14 protein-coding genes and 1 tRNA gene are annotated in these 20,555 nt (G+C 72.7%); 8 read left to right on the forward strand and 7 right to left on the reverse strand.

The window, feature by feature from the left end:
- Positions 1-78: 78 nt before the first annotated feature.
- Positions 79-543 carry a RidA family protein gene (locus tag ACJ6WD_RS24660; protein ID WP_407616499.1) on the reverse strand — a complete coding sequence of 155 codons (465 nt, stop codon included), beginning with the start codon at positions 541-543 and terminating at the stop codon, positions 79-81.
- Positions 540-698, reverse strand: a complete 159-nt coding sequence (locus ACJ6WD_RS24665) for a DUF4177 domain-containing protein (RefSeq protein ID WP_003967454.1) — start codon at positions 696-698, stop codon at positions 540-542. Before ACJ6WD_RS24665 ends, ACJ6WD_RS24660 begins: the two co-directional genes overlap by 4 nt.
- A gap of 153 nt (positions 699-851) precedes the next feature.
- Between ACJ6WD_RS24665 and ACJ6WD_RS24670 the strand changes: the two genes are divergently transcribed.
- Both ACJ6WD_RS24670 and ACJ6WD_RS24675 read left to right on the forward strand, forming a co-directional pair.
- A complete protein-coding gene (locus ACJ6WD_RS24670; RefSeq protein ID WP_016571821.1) occupies positions 852-1,829 on the forward strand; it encodes an ArsA-related P-loop ATPase in 978 nt (325 codons plus the stop codon).
- Positions 1,826-3,208, forward strand: a complete 1,383-nt coding sequence (locus ACJ6WD_RS24675; protein ID WP_407616500.1) for an ArsA family ATPase — start codon at positions 1,826-1,828, stop codon at positions 3,206-3,208. Before ACJ6WD_RS24670 ends, ACJ6WD_RS24675 begins: the two co-directional genes overlap by 4 nt.
- Before the next feature lie 54 nt (positions 3,209-3,262).
- Here the strand turns inward: ACJ6WD_RS24675 and ACJ6WD_RS24680 are convergent, their stop codons facing one another.
- Entirely contained in the window at positions 3,263-3,607 is a 345-nt protein-coding gene (locus ACJ6WD_RS24680) for a WhiB family transcriptional regulator (RefSeq protein ID WP_020930847.1), read from the reverse strand.
- A gap of 380 nt (positions 3,608-3,987) precedes the next feature.
- On the opposite strand from ACJ6WD_RS24680, the gene ACJ6WD_RS24685 reads away from it, so the two are divergent.
- On the forward strand, positions 3,988-6,177 hold the full coding sequence (locus ACJ6WD_RS24685; protein WP_407616501.1) for a transglycosylase domain-containing protein: 2,190 nt from the start codon (positions 3,988-3,990) through the stop codon (positions 6,175-6,177).
- A 115-nt stretch (positions 6,178-6,292) separates the two neighbouring features.
- Here ACJ6WD_RS24685 and ACJ6WD_RS24690 read toward each other — a convergent pair whose 3' ends face one another.
- Entirely contained in the window at positions 6,293-6,757 is a 465-nt protein-coding gene (locus ACJ6WD_RS24690; protein ID WP_016571817.1) for a GatB/YqeY domain-containing protein, read from the reverse strand.
- A 159-nt stretch (positions 6,758-6,916) separates the two neighbouring features.
- On the opposite strand from ACJ6WD_RS24690, the gene ACJ6WD_RS24695 reads away from it, so the two are divergent.
- The 4 genes from ACJ6WD_RS24695 (at position 6,917) to ACJ6WD_RS24710 (ending at position 15,140) form a co-directional block, all read left to right on the forward strand.
- A complete protein-coding gene (locus ACJ6WD_RS24695) occupies positions 6,917-7,843 on the forward strand; it encodes a metallophosphoesterase (protein ID WP_331249014.1) in 927 nt (308 codons plus the stop codon).
- 275 nt (positions 7,844-8,118) lie between these two features.
- Positions 8,119-8,192 (forward strand) — tRNA-Pro (locus tag ACJ6WD_RS24700).
- Between the two features lie 519 nt (positions 8,193-8,711).
- Positions 8,712-12,731, forward strand: a complete 4,020-nt coding sequence (locus tag ACJ6WD_RS24705) for an AAA family ATPase (protein ID WP_407616502.1) — start codon at positions 8,712-8,714, stop codon at positions 12,729-12,731.
- 270 nt (positions 12,732-13,001) lie between these two features.
- Positions 13,002-15,140, forward strand: a complete 2,139-nt coding sequence (locus ACJ6WD_RS24710; protein ID WP_376442239.1) for a M3 family metallopeptidase — start codon at positions 13,002-13,004, stop codon at positions 15,138-15,140.
- Positions 15,141-15,219: 79 nt separating this feature from the next.
- On the opposite strand, the gene ACJ6WD_RS24715 is transcribed toward ACJ6WD_RS24710, so the two are convergent.
- Positions 15,220-16,296, reverse strand: coding sequence for a hypothetical protein (locus ACJ6WD_RS24715; RefSeq protein WP_233660560.1), 1,077 nt, complete (start codon positions 16,294-16,296; stop codon positions 15,220-15,222).
- A gap of 277 nt (positions 16,297-16,573) precedes the next feature.
- Entirely contained in the window at positions 16,574-17,410 is an 837-nt protein-coding gene (locus ACJ6WD_RS24720; protein ID WP_233660558.1) for a bifunctional 2-polyprenyl-6-hydroxyphenol methylase/3-demethylubiquinol 3-O-methyltransferase UbiG, read from the reverse strand.
- A 69-nt stretch (positions 17,411-17,479) separates the two neighbouring features.
- On the opposite strand from ACJ6WD_RS24720, the gene ACJ6WD_RS24725 reads away from it, so the two are divergent.
- Entirely contained in the window at positions 17,480-19,414 is a 1,935-nt protein-coding gene (locus ACJ6WD_RS24725) for a S9 family peptidase (RefSeq protein ID WP_407616503.1), read from the forward strand.
- A gap of 75 nt (positions 19,415-19,489) precedes the next feature.
- On the opposite strand, the gene ACJ6WD_RS24730 is transcribed toward ACJ6WD_RS24725, so the two are convergent.
- Positions 19,490-20,539: an SURF1 family protein gene (locus tag ACJ6WD_RS24730; RefSeq protein WP_376442227.1), complete on the reverse strand. Its 1,050-nt coding sequence runs from the start codon at positions 20,537-20,539 to the stop codon at positions 19,490-19,492.
- Positions 20,540-20,555 lie beyond the last annotated feature (16 nt).

Consider the following 20,555-nt stretch of genomic DNA (forward strand, 5'->3'; position numbering starts at 1 on the left):
GCGCTCGCGTGCGGATGTTCGAGGGGCCCTCCGCGGGGACGGCCCGATCCGGACGCGAGCGCAAGCAGGCGCGGACCGTCAGTCGGCGATCTCGACCTGGATCTCGACCTCGACCGGGGCGTCGATCGGCAGCACCGCCACGCCGACGGCGGAGCGGGCGTGCACGCCCTTCTCGCCCAGGATCTCGCCGAGCAGCTCGCTGGCACCGTTGACGACGCCCGGCTGGCCGGTGAAGTCCGGCGCGGACGCCACGAAACCGACGACCTTCACGACCCGCACGATTCTGTCGAGGTCACCGGTGACGGACTTCACGGCGGCCAGCGCGTTGAGCGCGCAGACCGCGGCGAGTTCCTTGGCCTGCTCCGGGCTGACCTCGGCACCGACCTTGCCGGTGACCGGCAGCGCGCCGTCCACCATCGGCAGTTGGCCGGAGGTGTGGACGTACGCGCCGGAGCGGACCGCGGGCTGGTAGGCGGCCAGCGGCGGCACGACCTCCGGCAGCTTCAGGCCGAGCTCCGCGATCCTCTCCTCGACGGCGCTCACGCCTTCTCCCGCTTCAGGTAGGCCACCAACTGCTCGGGGTTGTTCGGGCCCGGCACGACCTGGACCAGCTCCCAGCCGTCCTCGCCCCAGGTGTCCAGAATCTGCTTCGTCGCGTGCACGAGCAGCGGCACGGTCGCGTATTCCCACTTGGTCATGGGGCGAGCGTAATGCCTGTCCCGGGGGCCGGGGGTCCACGACCCCTAGGGCCGATCCCCGACGCCGTCCCTGACCTCGCGCGGGCGGATCTCCGGGTGCTCCCAGGCGTATCCCGTGCGTACGCGGGACGCGGACTGGTTAGGCTCCTTGGCGTGAGCAGGCTCCATGTCGTCAGCGGCAAGGGCGGCACCGGCAAGACCACGGTCGCCGCTGCCCTTGCCCTCGCCCTGGCCACCGAAGGGCGCCGCACCCTCCTGGTCGAGGTCGAGGGCCGGCAGGGCATCGCCCAGCTGTTCGAGACCGAAGCGCTTCCCTACGAGGAGCGCAAGATCGCGGTGGCCCCCGGGGGCGGTGAGGTGCACGCCCTGGCCATCGACGCCGAGCGCGCCCTGCTGGACTACCTCCAGATGTTCTACAAGCTCGGCAGCGCCGGCCGGGCCCTCAAGAAACTCGGTGCGATCGACTTCGCCACCACCATCGCCCCCGGCCTGCGGGACGTCCTGCTGACCGGCAAGGCGTGCGAAGCCGTCCGCCGCAAGGACAAGAGCGGCGCCTTCGTCTACGACGCGGTCGTGATGGACGCCCCGCCGACCGGCCGCGTCACCCGCTTCCTCAACGTCAACGACGAGGTCGCCGGCCTGGCCAAGATCGGCCCGATCCACAATCAGGCGCAGGCCGTGATGCGCGTCCTGAAGTCCCCCGAGACGGCGGTGCACCTGGTGACGCTCCTGGAGGAGATGCCCGTCCAGGAGACCGCCGACGGCATCGCCGAACTGCGCGCCGCCGGCATCCCGGTGGGCGGCGTCGTCATCAACATGACCCGCCCCGCGCTGCTGGACAACGGCGATCTGGAGGTCGCCGCCCGCGGTGCCCGCACCGGCATCGCCAAGGCGCTCTCCCAGGCCGGGCTGGGCGGCGCCCGCCGCGGCGGCCTCGCGGAGCGCCTCATCGACCCCCTGCTGGAGCAGGCGCGCGAGCACGCCGAGCGGGTCGAGCTGGAGCGCACCCAGCACGCGGCGCTCACCGACCTCGGCCTGCCCACCTACGAGCTGGGGCTGCTCCCCGAGGGAGTGGACCTCGCCGGGCTCTACGGCCTGGCCAGAGACCTGCGGAAACAGGGGCCCATATGACCTCGGACGACACGACGCTGGACGCCTCGGCCCCGTGGCTGGAGGTCGACGCCCTGATCGACGACCCGCGCACCCGCATCGTGGTGTGCTGCGGCTCGGGCGGCGTCGGCAAGACGACCACCGCCGCGGCGCTGGGGGTGCGCGCCGCCGAGCGCGGTCGCAAGGTCGTGGTACTGACCATCGACCCGGCCCGCCGCCTGGCGCAGTCGATGGGCATCTCCGAGCTCGACAACGTCCCCCGCCAGGTCAAGGGCGTCGACGAGAGTGCCGGCGGCGAACTCCACGCGATGATGCTGGACATGAAGCGCACCTTCGACGAGATCGTCGAGGGCCACGCGGACGCCGAGCGGGCCCGCGCCATCCTGGAGAACCCCTTCTACCAGTCCCTGTCGGCCGGTTTCGCCGGTACGCAGGAGTACATGGCGATGGAGAAGCTCGGCCAGCTCCGCGCCGGCGACGCGTGGGACCTGATCGTCGTGGACACCCCGCCGAGCCGCTCGGCGCTCGACTTCCTGGACGCGCCCAAGCGGCTGGGGTCCTTCCTGGACGGCAAGTTCATCCGGGTCCTGATGGCGCCGGCCAAGGTCGGCGGGCGGGCCGGCATGAAGTTCCTCAACGTCGGCATGTCGATGATGACCGGCACCCTCAGCAAGCTCATGGGCGGCCAACTGCTGCGCGACGTGCAGACGTTCGTGGCCGCGATGGACACCATGTTCGGCGGTTTCCGCACCCGCGCGGACGCCACCTACCGGCTGCTCCAGGCACCCGGCACGGCGTTCTTGGTGGTCGCCGCGCCGGAGCGGGACGCGCTGCGCGAGGCGGCGTACTTCGTCGAGCGGCTGGCCGCCGAACAGATGCCGCTGGCCGGGCTGGTGCTCAACCGCGTGCACGGCAGCGGCGCGGCCCAGCTCAGCGCCGAGCGGGCGCTGGCCGCGGCGGAAGCGCTGACGGAGGGCCTTCCCGACCGCGTCCCGGAGGACGAGGCGGCCGCACCGGAGGCGGACGACAATGCCAACTCTTCGTCCCGTGACGGCGGTTCACCGTCCGCGGAAAATCTTGAGCCGGCCGGCATTGTCGATCTAGCCGACGGGAAGACTGGATCACGTACCCCCGGTGGCCCCTCCCCCGCCGCCGCGGCGGAGCACGCGACATCCCCTTCGGCCCCGGCGGCGCAACTCGCCGCCGGCCTGCTGCGACTGCACGCCGAACGCATGCAGGTCCTGGCACGCGAACGGCGCACCCGTGACCGCTTCACCGCACTGCACCCCGAGGTGCCGGTGACGGAGGTCGGTGCGCTGCCCGGTGACGTCCACGACCTCGCGGGCCTGCGCACGATCGGCGACCGCCTGGCGCTGCGCCCCGGCGAGACCGAGGTCTGACCGACGGCTGACCGACCGCTGACGAACGGACGGCCGCCGCACGGCGAACGGGCCCTACCCGACCGCCGCGTACTCGTCGTCGAACGCGTCGTCCGAGCAGTCCACCGGCAACAGGCCCGTGCTGCGCTCGTATTCCGTACGCGCCGTCTCCAACAGGCGTCGCCATGACGTGACCGTCGGCCGGCGGCGCAGCAGCGCCCTCCGCTCGCGTTCCGTCATCCCGCCCCACACACCGAACTCCACCCGGTTGTCCAGGGCGTCGGCCAGGCACTCCGTACGCACCGGACACCCGGTGCACACCGCCTTGGCGCGGTTCTGCGCCGCCCCTTGAACGAACAGTTCATCCGGATCGGTAGTGCGGCATGCTGCCTGTGCACTCCAGTCGGTTACCCAGCCCATGCTGGCGCCGTCCTCTCCCGAATCGAGGCTCCCCCACGGCGGCAAACGGCATATTCACCGTTGCCAGTTGAGGACGTTACGGAAGCCGGGCAGGGCGCAACACCCCCTTCGGGCCCAATCTTGAATGGCCCGAACGGACTATGCGTACGCGGCAGATCACCCAACGGAGTGACCGTGCGACATACGTCACTTCCCTCCCAAGCGGGACAGTTCGCTGTGGTGGCAAGGGATTTCTGGCACACAGCGGGCATGTGGGACGGCACCCACGCCGGGAGGAGGGCTTGACGTACTCAGGCGAAACCGTTCAGCTGCGGCAGGTGAGAACAGGCTAAACGAACAGGTGCGCCCCTGTCCGGCGAATGAGAACGTAGGCTTCGCCCATGGCTAAGCAGCGCGAGGGCGGGGGTCCGACCAGGACCCAGCAGGCCGCCAAGTTCCTCGGTGTCAGCGTCCTTGCCGGAGCCGTCCTGGCCGGGATCGCGCTCCCGGCGGCCGGAGCGTTGGGGCTGGCGGCCAAGACGTCCGTCGAGGGCTTCGACGACATCCCGGCCAACCTCAGGACCCCTCCGCTCAGCCAGCGCACCACCATCCTCGACTCGGACGGCGGGGAGATCGCGTCGGTCTACTCCCGCGACCGCACCGTCGTCGGCCTCAAGGACATGTCGCCGTACGTCCAGCAGGCGATCGTCGCCATCGAGGACGCCCGCTTCTACACGCACGGCGCGATCGACCTCAAGGGCATCCTGCGCGCGGTCAACAAGAACGCCCAGTCGGGCGGCTTCTCCCAGGGCGCGTCGACCCTGACCCAGCAGTACGTGAAGAACGTCTTCGTCGAGGAGGCGGGCGACGACCCGGACAAGGTCGCGCAGGCCACCCAGCAGACGCTCGGCCGCAAGGTCAAGGAGCTGAAGTACGCGATCAAGCTGGAGGAGAAGCTCGGCAAGCGCAAGATCCTCCAGAACTACCTCAACATCACCTTCTTCGGCGAGCAGGCGTACGGCGTCGAGTCCGCCGCCCAGCGCTACTTCAGCAAGTCCGCCAAGGACCTGAGCCTGGGGGAGTCGGCGCTGCTCGCCGGCATCGTCCAGTCCCCGACGCGGTACGACCCGGTCAACCACCCGCAGGCGGCGACGGCTCGTCGCAACACCGTGCTGCGGCGGATGGCCGACCTGAAGAACGTCACCCGGGCCCAGGCCGACGCGGCCGCCGCCCAGCCGATCAAGCTGAGGGTCAGCCGCCCGCAGAACGGCTGCATCACCTCCACCGACGGCGCCGGCTTCTTCTGCGACTACGTCCGCGAGGTGCTGCTGAACGACAAGACGTTCGGCGCGACCCGCGAGATCCGTTCCAAGCGCTGGATGCAGGGCGGCCTGACCATCCGCACCACCCTGGACCGGCAGACCCAGAAGTCCATCCAGGCGTCGCTGAGCAAGCACGTCTACGCGGACGACCCGGTCGCCGGCGCCGCCGCGGTCGTCCAGCCGGGCACCGGCAAGATCCTCGGCATGGGCCAGTCCCGCCCGTACGGCTTCGGCACCAACCAGACCCAGATCAACCTCTCGGTCGACCGCAAGATGGGCGGCGGCGCCGGCTACCAGCCCGGCTCGACGTTCAAGCCGATCATCGCGGCGGCCGCCCTGGAGCAGGGCATCAGCCCGTACCAGCAGTACTCCTCGCCGTTCAAGATGGCGTACCCGACGCCGGTCCAGACCTGCGACGGCCAGTGGAGCGACCACGACACCGTCCAGAACGAGGATCCCAAGGAAGTCGGCCCGTACGCCATGAAGGAGGCGACCGCGAAGTCGGTCAACACCTACTACGTGCAGCTGATCAGCGACATGGGCATCTGCCCGGCGGTCACCATGGCCCAGAAGATGGGCATCCAGCGGGCCGACGGCGAGCCCATGAAGCAGGTGCCCTCCATGGCGCTCGGCGGCCAGGAGATGTCCCCGCTGACCATGGCCACGGCCTACGCCACCTTCGCCGACGAGGGCACCTACTGCTCCCCCGTCGCGATCGAGTCGATCACCGACGCGCAGGGCAAGGCGCTGAACGTCCCCAGGAGCAACTGCCGCAGCGCGATGTCCAAGAAGACCGCGGACACCGTGAACGCGCTCCTCAAGGGCGTCGTCGAGGACGGCACCGGCAAGGAGGCCGGCCTCAAGGGGCGGGACAGCGCCGGCAAGACCGGCACCACGGACAGCCGCTACGCCGCCTGGTTCGTCGGCTACACCCCGAACGCCGCCGGCGCGGTCTGGGTCGGCGACCCCCGCCACCAGCGGCAGATGTACAACATCACCATCGGCGGCGTGCCGCACGACAAGGTCTACGGCGCCGACACCCCCGGCCCGATCTGGCGCGACCTGATGGGCGGTGCGCTGGCCGGTCGGCCGGCCCCGGCGCTGCCGACCGTCCAGATCGACGGCCCCAAGGACAAGGGCAACGACGGCAACAAGGGCAAGCCGAAGCCCCCGCAGAAGCCGAAGCCCGGCGCCGACAACAAGCCCGGCGGCGGCTGGCACATCCCCGGCTTCCCCGACATCCTGGGCGGCGGGAACGGCGGCTGGTGATCCACCGGCCCGCCTGACCGCCGGCGCGGCACGCGAAAGGGGCGCCCTCCCAACGGGGGGGCGCCCCTTCGACGTTCGAGCGACGACCGGCCGGGGCGGGCCGTCGCGTACGGCCTCAGCCGGCCAGCAGCTTCTTCACCATCGCGGCGACCCGGCCGCCGTCGGCGCGGCCCGCCACCTTCGGGTTGACGATCTTCATCACGGCGCCCATGGCCTTCGGGCCCTCGGCCCCGGCCCCGGTGGCCTCCGCCACCGCCGCGGCGACCAGCGACTCCAACTCGTCGTCGGTCAGCGGCTTGGGCAGGTACTCGGCGAGCACCTCGCCCTCGGCGCGCTCGCGCTCGGCCTGCTCGGCCCGACCGCCCTTGTCGAACGCCTCGGCGGCCTCGCGGCGCTTCTTCGCCTCCCGCGCGACGATCTTCTCGACCTCGCCGTCGGACAGCTCGCGCGCCTCGGTGCCCGCCACCTCCTCCTTCTGGAGCGCGGTCAGCGTCAGACGGAGGGTGGCGGAACGCAGCTCGTCGCGCGCCTTGATCGCGGCGGTGAGGTCGTCCTTGAGCTTGGCCTTGAGCGTGGTCATGACCTTGAGTATGCCCCCACCCGCCGACAACCGTCGCGCCTTTTCCGCCGCGCGCCCGGCCCGGGTCGCGCGTCCTCGCACCAGGGGGTCGCCGGACCGTTCCGACCAAGATCACATCACCCCTGCCCGCCGCCGTCCCCACTCTGCAACCATGGACCCATGCGCGCGCGATACGGAGTTCCCCTGTCCCTTGCCGCGGTCGGCGCGGCCGGCCTGGCCTACGCCGCCGGCTTCGAAGTCCGCTCCTTCCGTCTGCGGCGCGTCACCGTGCCCGTACTGCCCCGCGGCATGCGGCCGTTGCGCGTCCTGCAGGTGTCCGACATCCACATGGTCAGCGGGCAGCGCAAGAAACAGCGCTGGCTCCAGTCGCTCGCCGGGCTCCGCCCCGACTTCGTCGTCAACACCGGCGACAACCTCTCCGACCCCGAGGGCGTCCCGGAGGCCCTGGACGCCCTGGGCCCGCTGATGGGCTTCCCCGGCGCCTACGTCTTCGGCTCCAACGACTACTACGGCCCGCGGCTGCGGAACCCCGCCCGCTACCTGTTCGAGAAGGTCCAGGGCCGGCACGGCCTGAACGGCAACGCCCCGGCCGTCGGCGTCGTCCACAACCCGTGGGAGGACCTCCGCGACGCCTTCGACGCGGCCGGCTGGGTCAACCTCACCAACGCCCGCGGCCACCTGAAGCTGGACGGCGCACAGATCGCACTGACCGGCCTGGACGATCCGCACATCAAGCGCGACCGCTACGCCGAGGTCGCCGGCGGCCCGGAAGCCGACGCCGACCTCTCCGTGGCCGTCGTCCACGCCCCGTACCTGCGGTCCCTGGACGCCTTCACCGCCGACGGCTACCCGCTGGTCCTGGCCGGCCACACGCACGGCGGCCAGCTCTGCGTCCCCTTCTACGGCGCCCTCGTCACCAACTGCGACATCGACACCCAGCGCGCCAAAGGCCTCTCGACCCACACCGCCGACGGCCGGACCTCCTACCTCCACGTCTCGGCCGGCTGCGGCACCAACCGCTACACCCCCGTCCGCTTCGCCTGCCCGCCGGAGGCCACCCTCCTGACGCTGACGGCGCGCGACTGACCCATCTGCGCACCCCCGGCCCCCGTCCCCTCACCCAGGGGCGGGGGCCGCGCGCGTTCCCGACGGGCCCACCGGTGCCCCGGACCCGGATTCACGCCCCAATTCGGCGTGACCTGCGTCACTTACCCCCTCCAGGCGACACCCGGCGCCTCACCGTCACCCCGAGACCCCTTCCGCACCTCCCGATAAAACCGCAGGTCAGAGCGGTTTCCGTCGCCGACCGAAAGCGGATTTCACCTACGGGGATCAGTCCGCTAAAGTAGAGCTCGTTGCTTCGGGGTGTAGCGCAGCTTGGCAGCGCGCTTCGTTCGGGACGAAGAGGTCGTGGGTTCAAATCCCGCCACCCCGACTGAAGGAACAACAGGTCAGGGGCCTGATCCGCGAGAGCGGGTCAGGCCCCTGATGCGTTTCCCGGGTGCTGAAGTTCCGTCACGCCGTCGGAGGCGGGGGTGGCTTGCCCGGGCCGGATCGGTGGGTCATGGTGCGGGCGGCCGCGCCGGACGCCGGTCTTCCGGCCCGCTGCGCACGGTGTCCGGCGGCGAGCGCGATCAGGGGCGGTGAGCTCCGCGCCGTTCGGCACCGGTCCCTCCCCTCGTGGGGACCGGTGCCGAACGGCACAGGCGGCATCGATCCGCAGTTGGCGGATCGGGCGGCAGGGGACCGGGATCGCGCCTCAAGAGGTGTCGCTCCGAGGGCTGAACCGGTGGCATGTCCGGGTAGTACCCGATTGCTGCCCTGCCGCGTGGTGATCCTGCCAGCTGTGACTTCCGGGGAGGAGGTTCCGGCGTCGGATGGACCCCTTCGTCGCAGGTCAGCCGGTTAAGGTGAGTTTTCCGGTCCGGATGTCCAGGTGCGGGGGAAGTAAGGGGTGGAGACCTTGAGTTCCGACTCAGGGGCACGCACGGCCCTCGCGGAACGTCTCGCGCTGCTCTACAAGGAGGCGGGCAACCCTCCCCTGAAGAAGGTGGCCGAGTCCGTCGTCCGGTTGCAGCGGGTCGACGAGCGAGGGCGGCCGGTGCGGGTGTCCGTGCAGCGGATCAGCGACTGGCGGCGGGCCAAGAACGTCCCCGCGCAGTTCGCCGCGCTCGCCGCGGTGCTGCACGTCCTGATCCCGGAGGCCCGGCGGGCGCGGCCCGCGCCGGTGTCCGCGGGACTGTACGACATGGCGCAGTGGCAGCGCCTGTGGGAGCGTGCGGTCGCCGATCCGGTCGGTGACCGCACCGCGACGGCCGCGCAGGAGGAGGACCGCGCCCCGGCCGAGGCCGCCGCCGTCACCGGCGTGTGCCCCTACCGGGGGTTGGCCTCCTACCGTCAGCAGGACGCCCGGTGGTTCTTCGGTCGGGAGCGGAGCCTGGACGCCCTCGTCGCGCAGTTGCGGGCGGCGGAGAGGACGGGCGGCCTGGTGATGCTCGTGGGCGCTTCGGGGGCGGGGAAGTCCTCGTTGCTCAACGCCGGCCTGGTGCCCGCGTTGGAGAACGGCGCGCTGGGTGACGGAGCGGGCCGGGGGCGGCAGGTGCTGCAGTTGGTGCCGGGGGGTGATCCGCTGGCGGAGGTGGCCCGGCGGATCCCCGAGCTGGTGCCGGTCCTGGCCGGTGCGGACGGGCCCGGCGCCGAGGAGTCGGACCCGGTGCGGTTCGGGTCCGCGGTGCGGGCCGCGACCACGGCCTGGGCGGGGGGCCGGGCGTCCGGCGCCCGGCCGGTGGTGATCGTGGACCAGTTCGAGGAGGCGTTCACCCTCTGTTCCGACGAGGCGGCCCGGCGCGCCTTCATCCGGCTGCTGCACGCCGCGTGCACGCCCACCGACGCCGACGGCCCCGCCCCGGCGCTGGTCATCCTCGGCATACGCGCCGACTTCTACGAGCAGTGCCTGGGCCATCCTGAGCTGGCCGACGCGCTGCAGCACCGGCATATGGTGCTCGGCCCGCTGACCACGGCGGAGCTGCGCGAGGCGGTGACCCGTCCGGCCAAGGCCGTCGGCCTGGAACTCGAACCGGGCCTGGCGGAGCTGATCGTCCGGGAGGTGAGCATCGACGGCCCCGGCGGGGCGCACGACGCGGGGGTGCTGCCGCTGCTCTCGCACGCCCTGCTCGCCACCTGGCAGCGGCGGTCCGCGGGGCGGTTGACGCTGGCCGGCTACCGTGCGGCGGGCGGCATCCAGGGTGCGGTGGCGGCGACCGCCGAGCGGGCCTGGACCGGTCTCGATCCGACCGCGCGCACCGCTGCGCGCCTGCTCCTGCTGCGGCTGGTCCGGCTGGGCGAGGACACCCAGGCCACGCGGCGGCGGGGGACCCGGCGCCAGTTGGCGGACGAGTCGACGGACCCCGACAAGACGGAGGAGTCGCTCGAAGCGCTGGTGCACGCCCGTTTGGTGACGCTCGACGCGGAGGCCGTGGAGATCACCCACGAGGCGCTGCTGCACGCCTGGCCGCGGCTGCGCGACTGGATCGACGAGGACCGCAACGGCAATCTGCTGCGTCAGCGGCTGGAGGAGGACGGTCGGGCCTGGGAGGGTTCGGACCGCGACGCGTCGCTGCTCTACCGGGGTTCCCGGCTGGAACAGGCGCGCACCTGGGCGCAATCCGCCGGCGACACCTTCCTCACCCGCAGTGCGGTGGAGTTCCTGGCCGCTTCGGTGCGGCTGCGCCGACGCGTGGTCTGGCTCAGTCGCGGTGCGGTGGCGGCCCTGGTCGTCATGGCGATGGTGGCCGTCGGCGCGGCGGTCGTCGCGTGGCGGCAGCGCGACGACACCGTCTTCGAGCAGGTGTTGGCGCAGGCCGACCGCGCGCAGTACACGGATCCGTCCCTCTCCGCGCAACTGGACCTGGTGGCGCACGGGCTGCGGCCCGACGACGAGGGCACGAACAACCGGCTGGTCTCGATCGTGAACGCGCCGTTGGCCACGCCGCTGCTGGGCCACACCGGCGCCGTGTACCTGACGTCGTTCAGCCCGAACGGCCGGCTGCTGGCCACCGCCAGCTACGACCGGACCGTCCGGCTGTGGGACGTGTCGGACCGGGCCCGCCCCAAGCCGCTGGGCGCGCCGCTGACCGGTCATTCCAGCTGGGTGAGCGCCGCCGTCTTCAGTCCGGACGGGCAGACCCTCGCCAGCGCCTCGGACGACGGCACGATCCGGCTGTGGGACGTGCGGGACCCCCGCCACCCGGAGCCGATCGGCGCGCCGATCGCCGGCCACGACGGCACGGTCTACCTGGTCGCGTTCAGCCCGGACGGCCGGACCCTGGCCGCGGCCACCGAGGGGCGCACCGTGCGCCTGTGGGACGTCGGCGACCGGCAGCGCCCGCGGGCGCTCGCCTCGTTGACCGGCCCGACCGCCGCGGTGCGCTCCGTGGCGTTCAGCCCCGACGGGCGGACGCTGGCGGCGGGCGGCGACGACAACGCGATCCGGCTGTGGGACGTGGCCGACCGGCGGCGTCCGACGCCGGTCGGCACGGTGCTGACCGGCCACTCGGCCACGGTGCACTCCGTGGCGTTCAGTCCCGACGGCCGCACGCTGGCCAGCGGCAGCGCCGACGACACCGTCCGGCTGTGGGACGTGGCCGATCCGCAGCACCCGGAGCCGCTCGGCGTGCCGCTGACCGGCCACACGGGTCCGATGTGGTCCGTGGCGTTCAGCCCCGACGGCAGCATGCTCGCCGCCGGCAGCGCGGACAGTTCGGCGAGCCTGTGGAACGTCAGCGATCCGGCGTTCCCGTCGCAGGTCGGGGAGCCCCTGGCGGGCAGCAGCGGGGAGATGTACGCCGTGGGCTTCAGCCCCGACGGGCGGACCCTCGCGACCGGCAGCGGTGACAGCAAGGTGCGGCTGTGGTCGATTCCGACGTCCAGCATGGTCGGTCGGATCGGTGCGTTCCGCCCGGACGGGAAGGTGCTGGCCACGGCCGCCCGGGACCAGAAGGTGCGGCTGTGGAGCGTGGCGTCGCCCAAGCGGCCCCTGGAACTGGGCGAGCCCTTCCGGTCCGGGAAGGGGGGCAACGTCTACGCGGTGGCGTTCTCGCCCGACGGCCGCACCCTGGCGGTGCGGACGGGCAGCCCCAGCCCGGCGGTCCAGTTGTGGAACGTCGCCGACCCGTCCCGGCCGGTGCCGCACGGGCCGCCCCTCACGCTGCCGATCCGGTTCGCGGGCCCGGACACGGTCGCGTTCAGCCCCGACGGGCGCACGTTGGCCACCGCCTACGACGACTTCACCGTCCAGTTGTGGAGCATCGAGGACCCGGCGCACCCGCGGCGCCTCGGTGGGCTCCTCACCGGTCACCGGGGGTACGTCAACTCCCTCGTCTTCAGTCCGGACGGCCGCACGCTGGCCAGCGGCAGCGCGGACGACACGATCCGGCTGTGGGACACCACCGACCCGGCGCACGCCACCGGGCTCGGCGCGCCGCTGCGCGGGCACCTGGGTCCCGTCAACGTGCTCGCGTTCAGTCAGGACGGCCGCACGCTGGCCAGTGGCAGCGACGACGACACCGTCCGCCTGTGGAACACCGCCGATCCGCGTGCGGCGACGCGGCTGGGCCCGCCGCTGACCGGTCACACCGAGGCGGTGGTGTCGTTGACGTTCAGCAGGGACGGCCACACGTTGGCGAGCGGTGGCAACGACAACACGGTCCGGTTCTGGAACGTCGCGGTCCCGTCCCGGGCCGCCGCCATCGGCCAGGCGACCAGCCCGAACGCCAAGACCGGCAACTTCTTGTCGTTCAGTCCGACGAGCCATCTGCTCGGCGTGTCCAGTGGTGCCGGCACCGTGCGGCTGTGGGACCTGGACACCGACGGGGCGATCCACCGCATCTGCGCCACGACCAGGGGTGTTCTGACGCCGGAGAAGTGGCAGGAGTACCTGCCGCACCTGTCGTACGCGCCGCCGTGCGGCGGGTAGGCGGCGCGCGGGGCACGGCCGGGAGGCGTGAAACCGGTCACAACTCCGCCAGGCAATTCGGCAGTTGACTCCCGTCACAGGGGCAGCCTTGCTAGGCTGGGTCGTAGCCCGATCGCTGGTGCATCCCCCGTCGCCAGCGATCGGGCGTTTTCATGCCGTCGGTCGGCCGTGGCGGCCCCTGTGGGCGGTGGCGGGGACGCCATGATCAGGCGTCATAGGGCGGGTAAAGCGCCGGGTCGCGGGCCGGTGGCGCGCGTAGGGTCGGGCTCCGTGACTTCTGCCAAGAGCACCGAGACGAGTCCCAGTTCCCCGACGTCGGCGGAGGCGAACGCGCGATCCGCGACCGCTCCGGCCGCGGCAGGACGGCACGCGGACGACGCGGCGTCGAACCCCTTCTTCACGGCGAGCGAACTCCCCTACGGGCTGCCGCCCTTCGCCCGCATCCGGCACGAGCACTTCCGGCCCGCCTTCGAGCGGGGCGTCGACGAGCAGCTCGCCGAAGTGGCCGCCATCGGGGCGAGCCCCGACCCGCCGACGTTCGAGAACACCGTGGTGGCGCTGGAGCGCAGCGGTGCGGTGCTGCGGCGGGTGTCCGCGGTGTTCTTCAACAAGGCGAACGCCGACGCCGACCGGGCCACCCAGGAGCTGGAGGCGGAGATCGTGCCGCGGCTGGCCGCCCACGAGGACGCGCTGCTGCTCGATCCGGCCCTCTTCGCCCGTTTGTCGGCGCTCCACGACGGCCGGGACGGGCTCGGGCTGGACGAGGAGCAGGCGCGCCTGTTGACGCGGCACCATGGCGCGCGGGTGCGGGCCGGGGCCCGGTTGGCGCCCGCGCAGCAGCAGCGGCTGCGGGAGCTGAACGCGCGACTCGCGACCCTGTGCACGGAGTTCCAGCAGAACCTGCGGGCCGACACCGCGGCGGCCGCGCTGGTGGTGGACCGCGCCGAGGAGCTGGCCGGGCTGCCCGCCGACGAGATCGCCGCGGCCGCCGAGAACGCCCGGGCCCTCGGGCACGACGGCGCCTTCGTGTTGAGCCTGCTGAACTTCACCAACCAGCCGCAGCTCGCCGCCCTGGAGGACGCCGCGCTGCGGGAGCGGCTGCTGGCCGCCTCCATGGGGCGCGGCGGCGCCGCCAACGCGGCCGTCGCGGTGACCGTGGCCCGGCTGCGGGCCGAGCGCGCGGCCCTGCTCGGCCATCCCCACCACGCTTCCTGGCAGGTCGCGGACCAGACCGCGGGCACGGCCGGCGCCGTGGAGGGGATGTTCGAGAAGCTGATCGGCCCGGCGGTGGCCCATGCCGAGCGGGAGGGCGCGGCGTTGGCGGCGGCCGCCGGCGTGCCGGAAGTCGGCGCCGCCGACTGGCAGTTCTTCGCCGAGCGGGTGCGCCGGCAGCGGTTCGACCTCGATGCGGCCGCGCTGCGCCCCTATCTGGAGCTGGAGGCGGTCCTGCGGGACGGCGTCTTCCACGCGGCCACCCTGGTGTACGGGATCACCTTCACCGAGCGCCCCGATCTGGTCGCGTACCACCCGGACGCCCGGGTCTTCGAGGTGCACGACGCCGACGGCGGCCCCCTCGGCCTGTACGTCGGCGACTTCCACGCCCGGGAATCCAAGCGCGGCGGCGCCTGGATGAACGAACTGGTCACGCAGTCGCACCTGTTGGGGCAGCGGCCCGTGGTGGTCAACAACCTGAACATCGCCAAACCGGCGGCGGGCGAGCCGGTGCTGCTGAACTGGCACGAGGTCACCACCCTCTTCCACGAGTTCGGGCACGCGCTGCACGGCTTGTTCTCCGACGTGCGCTACCCGTTGCTGGCGGGCACCGAAGTGCCGCGGGACTTCGTCGAGTTCCCGTCGCAGGTGAACGAGATGTGGGCGGAGTGGCCCGAGGTGCTGGCCCGGTACGCCCGGCACCATCGCACCGGGGAGCCGATGCCGCCCGAACTGCCGGCCAAGCTGCGGGAGGCGGAACGGTTCGGCGAGGGCTTCGACAGTGTCGAGCACCTGTCGGCCGCCGTCCTGGACTGGGCCTGGCACACCCTGCCGGCCGCGGAACTGCCCGACGCGGCCGGCGTGGCGGCGTTCGAGACCGCCGTGCTGGCGCGGCACGGGCTGGCCCATCCGGCGATCCCGCCGCGCTACCGGACGGGGTACTTCGCGCACGTCTTCGGCGGTGGCTACGCGGCCGGCTACTACGGGTACCGGTGGGCGGAGGTCCTGGACGCGGACACCGTGCGCTGGTTCCGCGAGAACGGCCGGACGGTCCGCGAGAGCGGCGAGGTGTTCCGGCGCGAGTTGCTCAGCCGCGGCAACAGCGTCGACCCGATGGCGGCGTTCCGGGCGGTGGTCGGCCACGACCCGGACTTCGGGCCGCTGTTGGCGCGGCGCGGCGCGACCGCCACGCCGTGACCGAGGGGCGTCGGGGCCCGCACCCGCGGCCTCCGACGCCCGCTGCCGCCCCCGCGCCGGCCCGTCGGCTCCGGGTCGGCTACTGCGGGTCGTCGGCCGCCGCCCGCCAGGTGACCGGCTGCGCGCCGTCGCCGCTGCCCTGGAAGGTCAACGAGGCCGGCGGGTCGCCCTTCGGCAGCATGTGGACGGTGCACTCGGTCACCGTGGCGCCCGGCTTGAGCATCTTGTGGGGCACCGCCTCCGGGCAGTGGGGGACGCCGGGGCCGCCGATGTCCAAGAAGATCATCTTCCGTGCCCGCTGACCGCTGACGCCGGTCAGCGTCAGGCTGTCGTTGAGGCTGGGGAGCAGGTCCTGGGTGCCCGTGTTCCGGTACACCACCGTCACGAAGTACGGGACGAGCTTCTTCTGGTCCGCGTCCAGGTCGTAGCGGCTCAGATCGGCCGGGGAACCCGGGCGGACGCTCTTCGGGGTGGCCAGGACGGTGGCCGTGCGACGGTCGCTGTCCGTGGTGACCGCGTCGGCCGGCCGGTGCGCGGGCAGCACCCCGTGCGCGCCCTGGAGCGCGCCGCCGATCTGCCACAGCAGGGTGTCGCCGCCGTCGTCCTTGTAGGAGACGTTGCCCGGCTTCAGCCCCTTGGGGAGCATGAAGATCTGGCAGACCGCCGAGGTCTCACCGGCGGCCAGCGTGGCCTTCCCGGCCTCCTGGCACTCCGGCGGCAGCCCGTTGCCGGTGGCCAGCGGGTCGGTGCGGAACAGCGACAGTTGCTCGCCGGCCTTGCCGTCCACTCCGGTGAGGGAGAAGTTCCGCTCCGGGTACACCTGACTGACCGCGGCCTTGCCGGTGTTGGTGTAGGACACGGTGAGGTAGTACGGGACCATCCCCTTGAGGTCGTCGTCCAACCGGATGTGCGCGAGGTCCGAGGGGTGCCCCCGGGCCAACCGGGTCGGCTTGAGGCGCAGCGGGCGCGCCGTGTGGTCCGTGCCGGTCCAGGTGGCGGCGCGGGCCGCGGAGACCATCGGCAGCGGCTCGGCGGGCGTCACGCGCTCGGCGGACGCCCCCGGGCCCGGCGTGGCGGCCGGTCCGCCGCACCCCACGGCCATCAGCACGAGCACGCTCGCGCCCGCGGCACCCGCCATCCGTCTGCGTACGCGCACGGACAAAACCCCCGTTGCAGTGTTGGTTGCCGAGCCCACCGGCACCCGCCCGCGTACTCGCGGAGCGGCGCCGGGCTCGAAGTGGTCGCTCCCCGCCGTCCCTTGGGGCCGCCGACCACGGCCGGCCCCCTCAAGGCCGGAGGGCCGACGGCCGGCCCCCGGGGCGGCCGACCGAAACCGACCGGGCCGTCCGCCACAGTAACCGGCCGGCGACGCGCCGACCCCGGCGGGCTCCGCGGCCCAACGGGCCCGCCGGCGCCCCGTCAGGCCGCCGGCTTCAGGCCGCCGGCTTCGTCGCCTTCAGGGAGTACATCAGCGGAATGCGGGGCCGGTCCTCCGGGAACCGGTAGAAGCCGTCCTCGCCCCGCCGCAGCACGCCGAACCGCTGGAACAGCGTCATGTCGTGCTCGTGCAGGAACGCGATCCGCAACCCGGCCGCCGCCACCGCGCTGACCACCTCCCCCAGGGAGTGCTGCCATTCGACGCTCCTGTTGTGGACCGTCTGCGCCCCGAAGTCCGTGTAACTGCCGGACGTTTCCTCGTCCCACGCCTCGCGCCGGAAGTAGTCGAAGGCGACGCGCGAACCGGTCTCCTCGTCCAGCACGTCGCCCAGCGGGTGGAATTCGGCGAGGTAGAGGAAACCGCCCGGCGCCACCAACGACGCCGCGGTCTCCGCCCAACCCACCAGGTCAGGCAGCCAGTTCACGGCACCGATCCCGGTGTAGACGATGTCGTACGCCGGGTCGGGCACCGCCTCGGCCGCGTCGTAGACGTCGGCGGCGACGAACGCCGCGCGGTCCGGGCCGTAGCCGAGTTCGGCGGCGAGGTCGCGGGCCGCCTCGATGGCGGGTTCGGAGAAGTCCAGGCCGACGACCCGGGCCGCGCCGCGGTGCGCCCACGACAGCGTGTCCTGGCCGAAGTGGCATTGCAGGTGCAGCAGGCTCCGCCCCGTGACGTCGCCGACCTCCGCGGCCTCGAAGTCGCGGATCACGTCCCGGGTCCGCAGGAACGCGCCCTGGTCGTAGTAGTCGCTCGCGGTGTGCAGGCCGACGCGCTCGTCCCACCTCGCGCGATTCACCTCGCGCCAGTCGTCGGGTCCCTCCTCGTCTCGCATAGAGCGAAGTTATCCACAGCCTGCCGGCCTCGCCAGCGGAAATTCCACCGCCGGGCGCAGAATGGCCCCATGACTGACGAGACCACAGGCCCCGGCCGCACCCCCGCCGATCCGCACCCCGCCCACCCCCGTTCCGCCGACGCCGCGGCGGACACGACCGCCGGCATGCCGGCCTGGGAGCAGCGCTTCCGCGCCCCGCGGATCGGACTGCCGGAGTGGGCGGAGCACGCCCCGGACCGCTCCCTGTTCGTCTCGAACGCCACCGGCACCTTCGAGCTGTACGCCTGGGACCGCGCGAGCGGCACCCAGCGGCAGGCCACCGACCGCCCGCACGGCACGACGGACGGCACGCTCTCGCCGGACGGCCAATGGATCTGGTGGTTCTCCGACACCGACGGCGACGAATTCGGCATCTGGATGCGCCAACCCTTCACGGGCGGCCCGGACGAGCCGGCCGCGCCGGGCCTCGACCCCTCCTATCCGGGCGGACTGGCCATCGACCGGGACGGCACGGCGGTCATCGGCCGCTCGACGGACGAGGACGGCTCCACCCTCCACGTCGTCCGGCCCGGAGAGCCGCCGGTGGAGATCTACCGGCACCGCGAGTCGGCGGGCGTCGGCGACCTCTCCCACGACGGTTCGCTGATCGCCATCGAGCACACCGAGCACGGCGACGCCATGCACTCCGCCATCCGCGTCGTCCGCACCGACGGCTCCACCGTCGCCGAACTGGACGACACCCACGGCGGCAGCGAGGAACTGGGCCTGTCGGTGATGGGCTTCGCCCCGGTGGACGGTGACAGCCGGCTCCTCGTCGGGCACCAGCGGCGCGGCCGTTGGGAACCGATGATCTGGGACCCGCTGACGGGCGTGGAGACCGCGCTGGACATCGACCTGCCCGGCGACGTGGGAGCGGACTGGTACCCCGACGGCTCGGCGCTCCTGATCGAGCACGAGTACCACGCCCGCAGCGAACTCTGGCGCTACGACCTGACCGCCGCCGACGCCACCGGCAGCGCCCTGAGCCGCGTCGACACCCCCGCCGGCACGGTCTCCGGCGCCACCGCCCGCCCCGACGGGACCGTGGAGTTCCTGTGGTCCTCCGCCGCCCAGCCGCCGGAGGTGCGGTCGACCAACGGCACGGTGGTCCTGGACCCGCCCGGGATGAAGGCCCCCGGATCGGTCCCGGTGACGGACGTCTGGGTGGACGGACCCGGCGGCCGCATCCACGCGCTGATCCAGCAGCCCCCCGGCCCTGGCCCCTTCCCCACCCTCTTCGACGTCCACGGCGGCCCGACGTGGCACGACAGCGACGCCTTCGCCTCATCACCGGCGGCCTGGGTGGACCACGGCTTCGCGGTCGTCCGCGTCAACTACCGCGGCTCCACCGGCTACGGCCGGGCCTGGACGGACGCGCTCAAGCACCGCGTCGGACTGATCGAACTGGAGGACATCGCCGCCGTGCGCGCGTGGGCGGTCTCCTCCGGCCTCGCGGACCCGGAGCGACTGGTGCTGGCCGGCGGCTCCTGGGGCGGCTACCTGACCCTGCTGGGCCTGGGCACCCAGCCGGACGCCTGGGCCCTGGGCCTGGCCGCCGTCCCCGTCGCGGACTACGTCACGGCGTACCACGACGAGATGGAAGCCCTGAAGGCCATGGACCGCACCCTCCTGGGCGGAACCCCCGAAGAGGTCCCCGACCGCTTCGAGGCGTCCTCCCCCCTGACGTACGTCGACGCCGTGCAGGCCCCCGTCTACATCTCCGCCGGCGTCAACGACCCCCGCTGCCCGATCCGTCAGGTCGAGAACTACGTCCAACGCCTCGAAGGGCGCGACCACCCGCACGAGGTCTACCGCTACGACGCAGGCCACGGCTCCCTCGTCGTCGAGGAACGCATCAAGCAGGTCCGACTCGAACTCGACTTCGCCCGCCGCCACCTGGACGCCCAGCGGCCGCGGACCACCAAGGAGGAGAACAAGAAGAAGACAACGACGAAGACCGAGTAGCGGTGGTGAGGGGGAGGCGGGGGTGGGTGGGCGGGGGGAGGGCCCGGGGGGGGAGGCCCCCAGGGGAACAGTCCCCTACTTGCCCGCCGGGACTTCGTCCCCGGCGTCCCCGGCCGGGACGCCCCCGCCCCCGTCACCGCCCGTGTTCTCCTTCGCGCCAACTGCCGCCCCGGACGCCGCTGCGTCCTTCGCCGCGTCCGTCGATGCGGCCGTCGCCGTGTCCGTCGGTCCGTCCGTCGCCGCTTCCGTCGCCGGACCGCTCCCCGCGTTCGCTGCCCCGGTGCTCGGCCCGTACGTCGCCCCGGTGCTCGCCCCGTTCGTCGCCCCGTCCGCTTCCTCCGGGAGGATGCCCAGGGCGGCGTCCTTGGCGGCTTCCGCCTCGCGGCGGACCAGTCGGAACCACATGAAGACGACGAAGCCCGCGAAGACGAACCATTCGCCGGTGTAACCGAGGTTCTGGAACGCCTTCATGTCCAGGCCGCTGCCCTCCGCCGCGGCCGGCGGCACGGCGTGCAGCGGGGCCGGCGGGTCGGCGAGGGTGATCCAGGCGTCGTAGACGCCGTACGGCACGAGGTTGACCAGCGACGCCGCGCTGATCATGCCGAGCTGTCCCTTGGGCAGGCCGCCGCCGGCCTGCACGCCGGACGTCCCCTGGTTCTCGGACGCCTGGAGCGCACCGGTGACCGTGACCTCGCCCGCGGGCGGTGCGGGCACCTTGGCTGCGTCGGCCTTGGCGTTCGCGTCACCGGGGAGCCAGCCGCGGACGACCGGGAGGGCCTTGCCGTCGTCCGTGCGGAGCAGCGTCAGGACGTAGAAGCCCTGCTGGTCACCGTGCTTGCTCTGCAGGGTGCGGTCCGGGACGAGGAGTTGGTGCGCGGTGTCGTAGCGGCCGCGGGCGCTGGCCTGCCGGCCGGAGGTGATCTGGTCGACGGGCAGCAGGCTCTGCAGCGGTCGGGGAGCCGCGGTCTTGGCGTCGGCGGACCGGTCCTCCTGCTGCTGTTGCGAGGCGACCCGGGCGTCGAAGCGGCTCAACTGCCAGCTGCCCATGAAGATGCAGAAGGGGATCGCCAGTACGGCGAAGACGTTGATTCCCCACCACCGCGGGGTCAGCAGGAACCGGTACACCCCACCAACGGTACGG

The sequence above is a fragment of the Streptomyces sp. VTCC 41912 genome, assembly GCF_045799175.1.
Lineage (GTDB): Bacteria > Actinomycetota > Actinomycetes > Streptomycetales > Streptomycetaceae > Streptomyces > Streptomyces albulus_C.

Excerpts from the sequence above, each read along its gene's own strand:
- ACJ6WD_RS24665 (WP_003967454.1), bottom strand. The coding sequence starts at position 698 with ATGACCAAGTGGGAATACGCGACCGTGCCGCTGCTCGTGCACGCGACG.
- ACJ6WD_RS24675 (WP_407616500.1), top strand. The coding sequence starts at position 1,826 with ATGACCTCGGACGACACGACGCTGGACGCCTCGGCCCCGTGGCTGGAG.
- ACJ6WD_RS24680 (WP_020930847.1), bottom strand. The coding sequence starts at position 3,607 with ATGGGCTGGGTAACCGACTGGAGTGCACAGGCAGCATGCCGCACTACC.
- ACJ6WD_RS24685 (WP_407616501.1), top strand. The coding sequence starts at position 3,988 with ATGGCTAAGCAGCGCGAGGGCGGGGGTCCGACCAGGACCCAGCAGGCC.
- ACJ6WD_RS24690 (WP_016571817.1), bottom strand. The coding sequence starts at position 6,757 with ATGACCACGCTCAAGGCCAAGCTCAAGGACGACCTCACCGCCGCGATC.
- ACJ6WD_RS24695 (WP_331249014.1), top strand. The coding sequence starts at position 6,917 with ATGCGCGCGCGATACGGAGTTCCCCTGTCCCTTGCCGCGGTCGGCGCG.
- ACJ6WD_RS24720 (WP_233660558.1), bottom strand. The coding sequence starts at position 17,410 with ATGCGAGACGAGGAGGGACCCGACGACTGGCGCGAGGTGAATCGCGCG.
- ACJ6WD_RS24725 (WP_407616503.1), top strand. The coding sequence starts at position 17,480 with ATGACTGACGAGACCACAGGCCCCGGCCGCACCCCCGCCGATCCGCAC.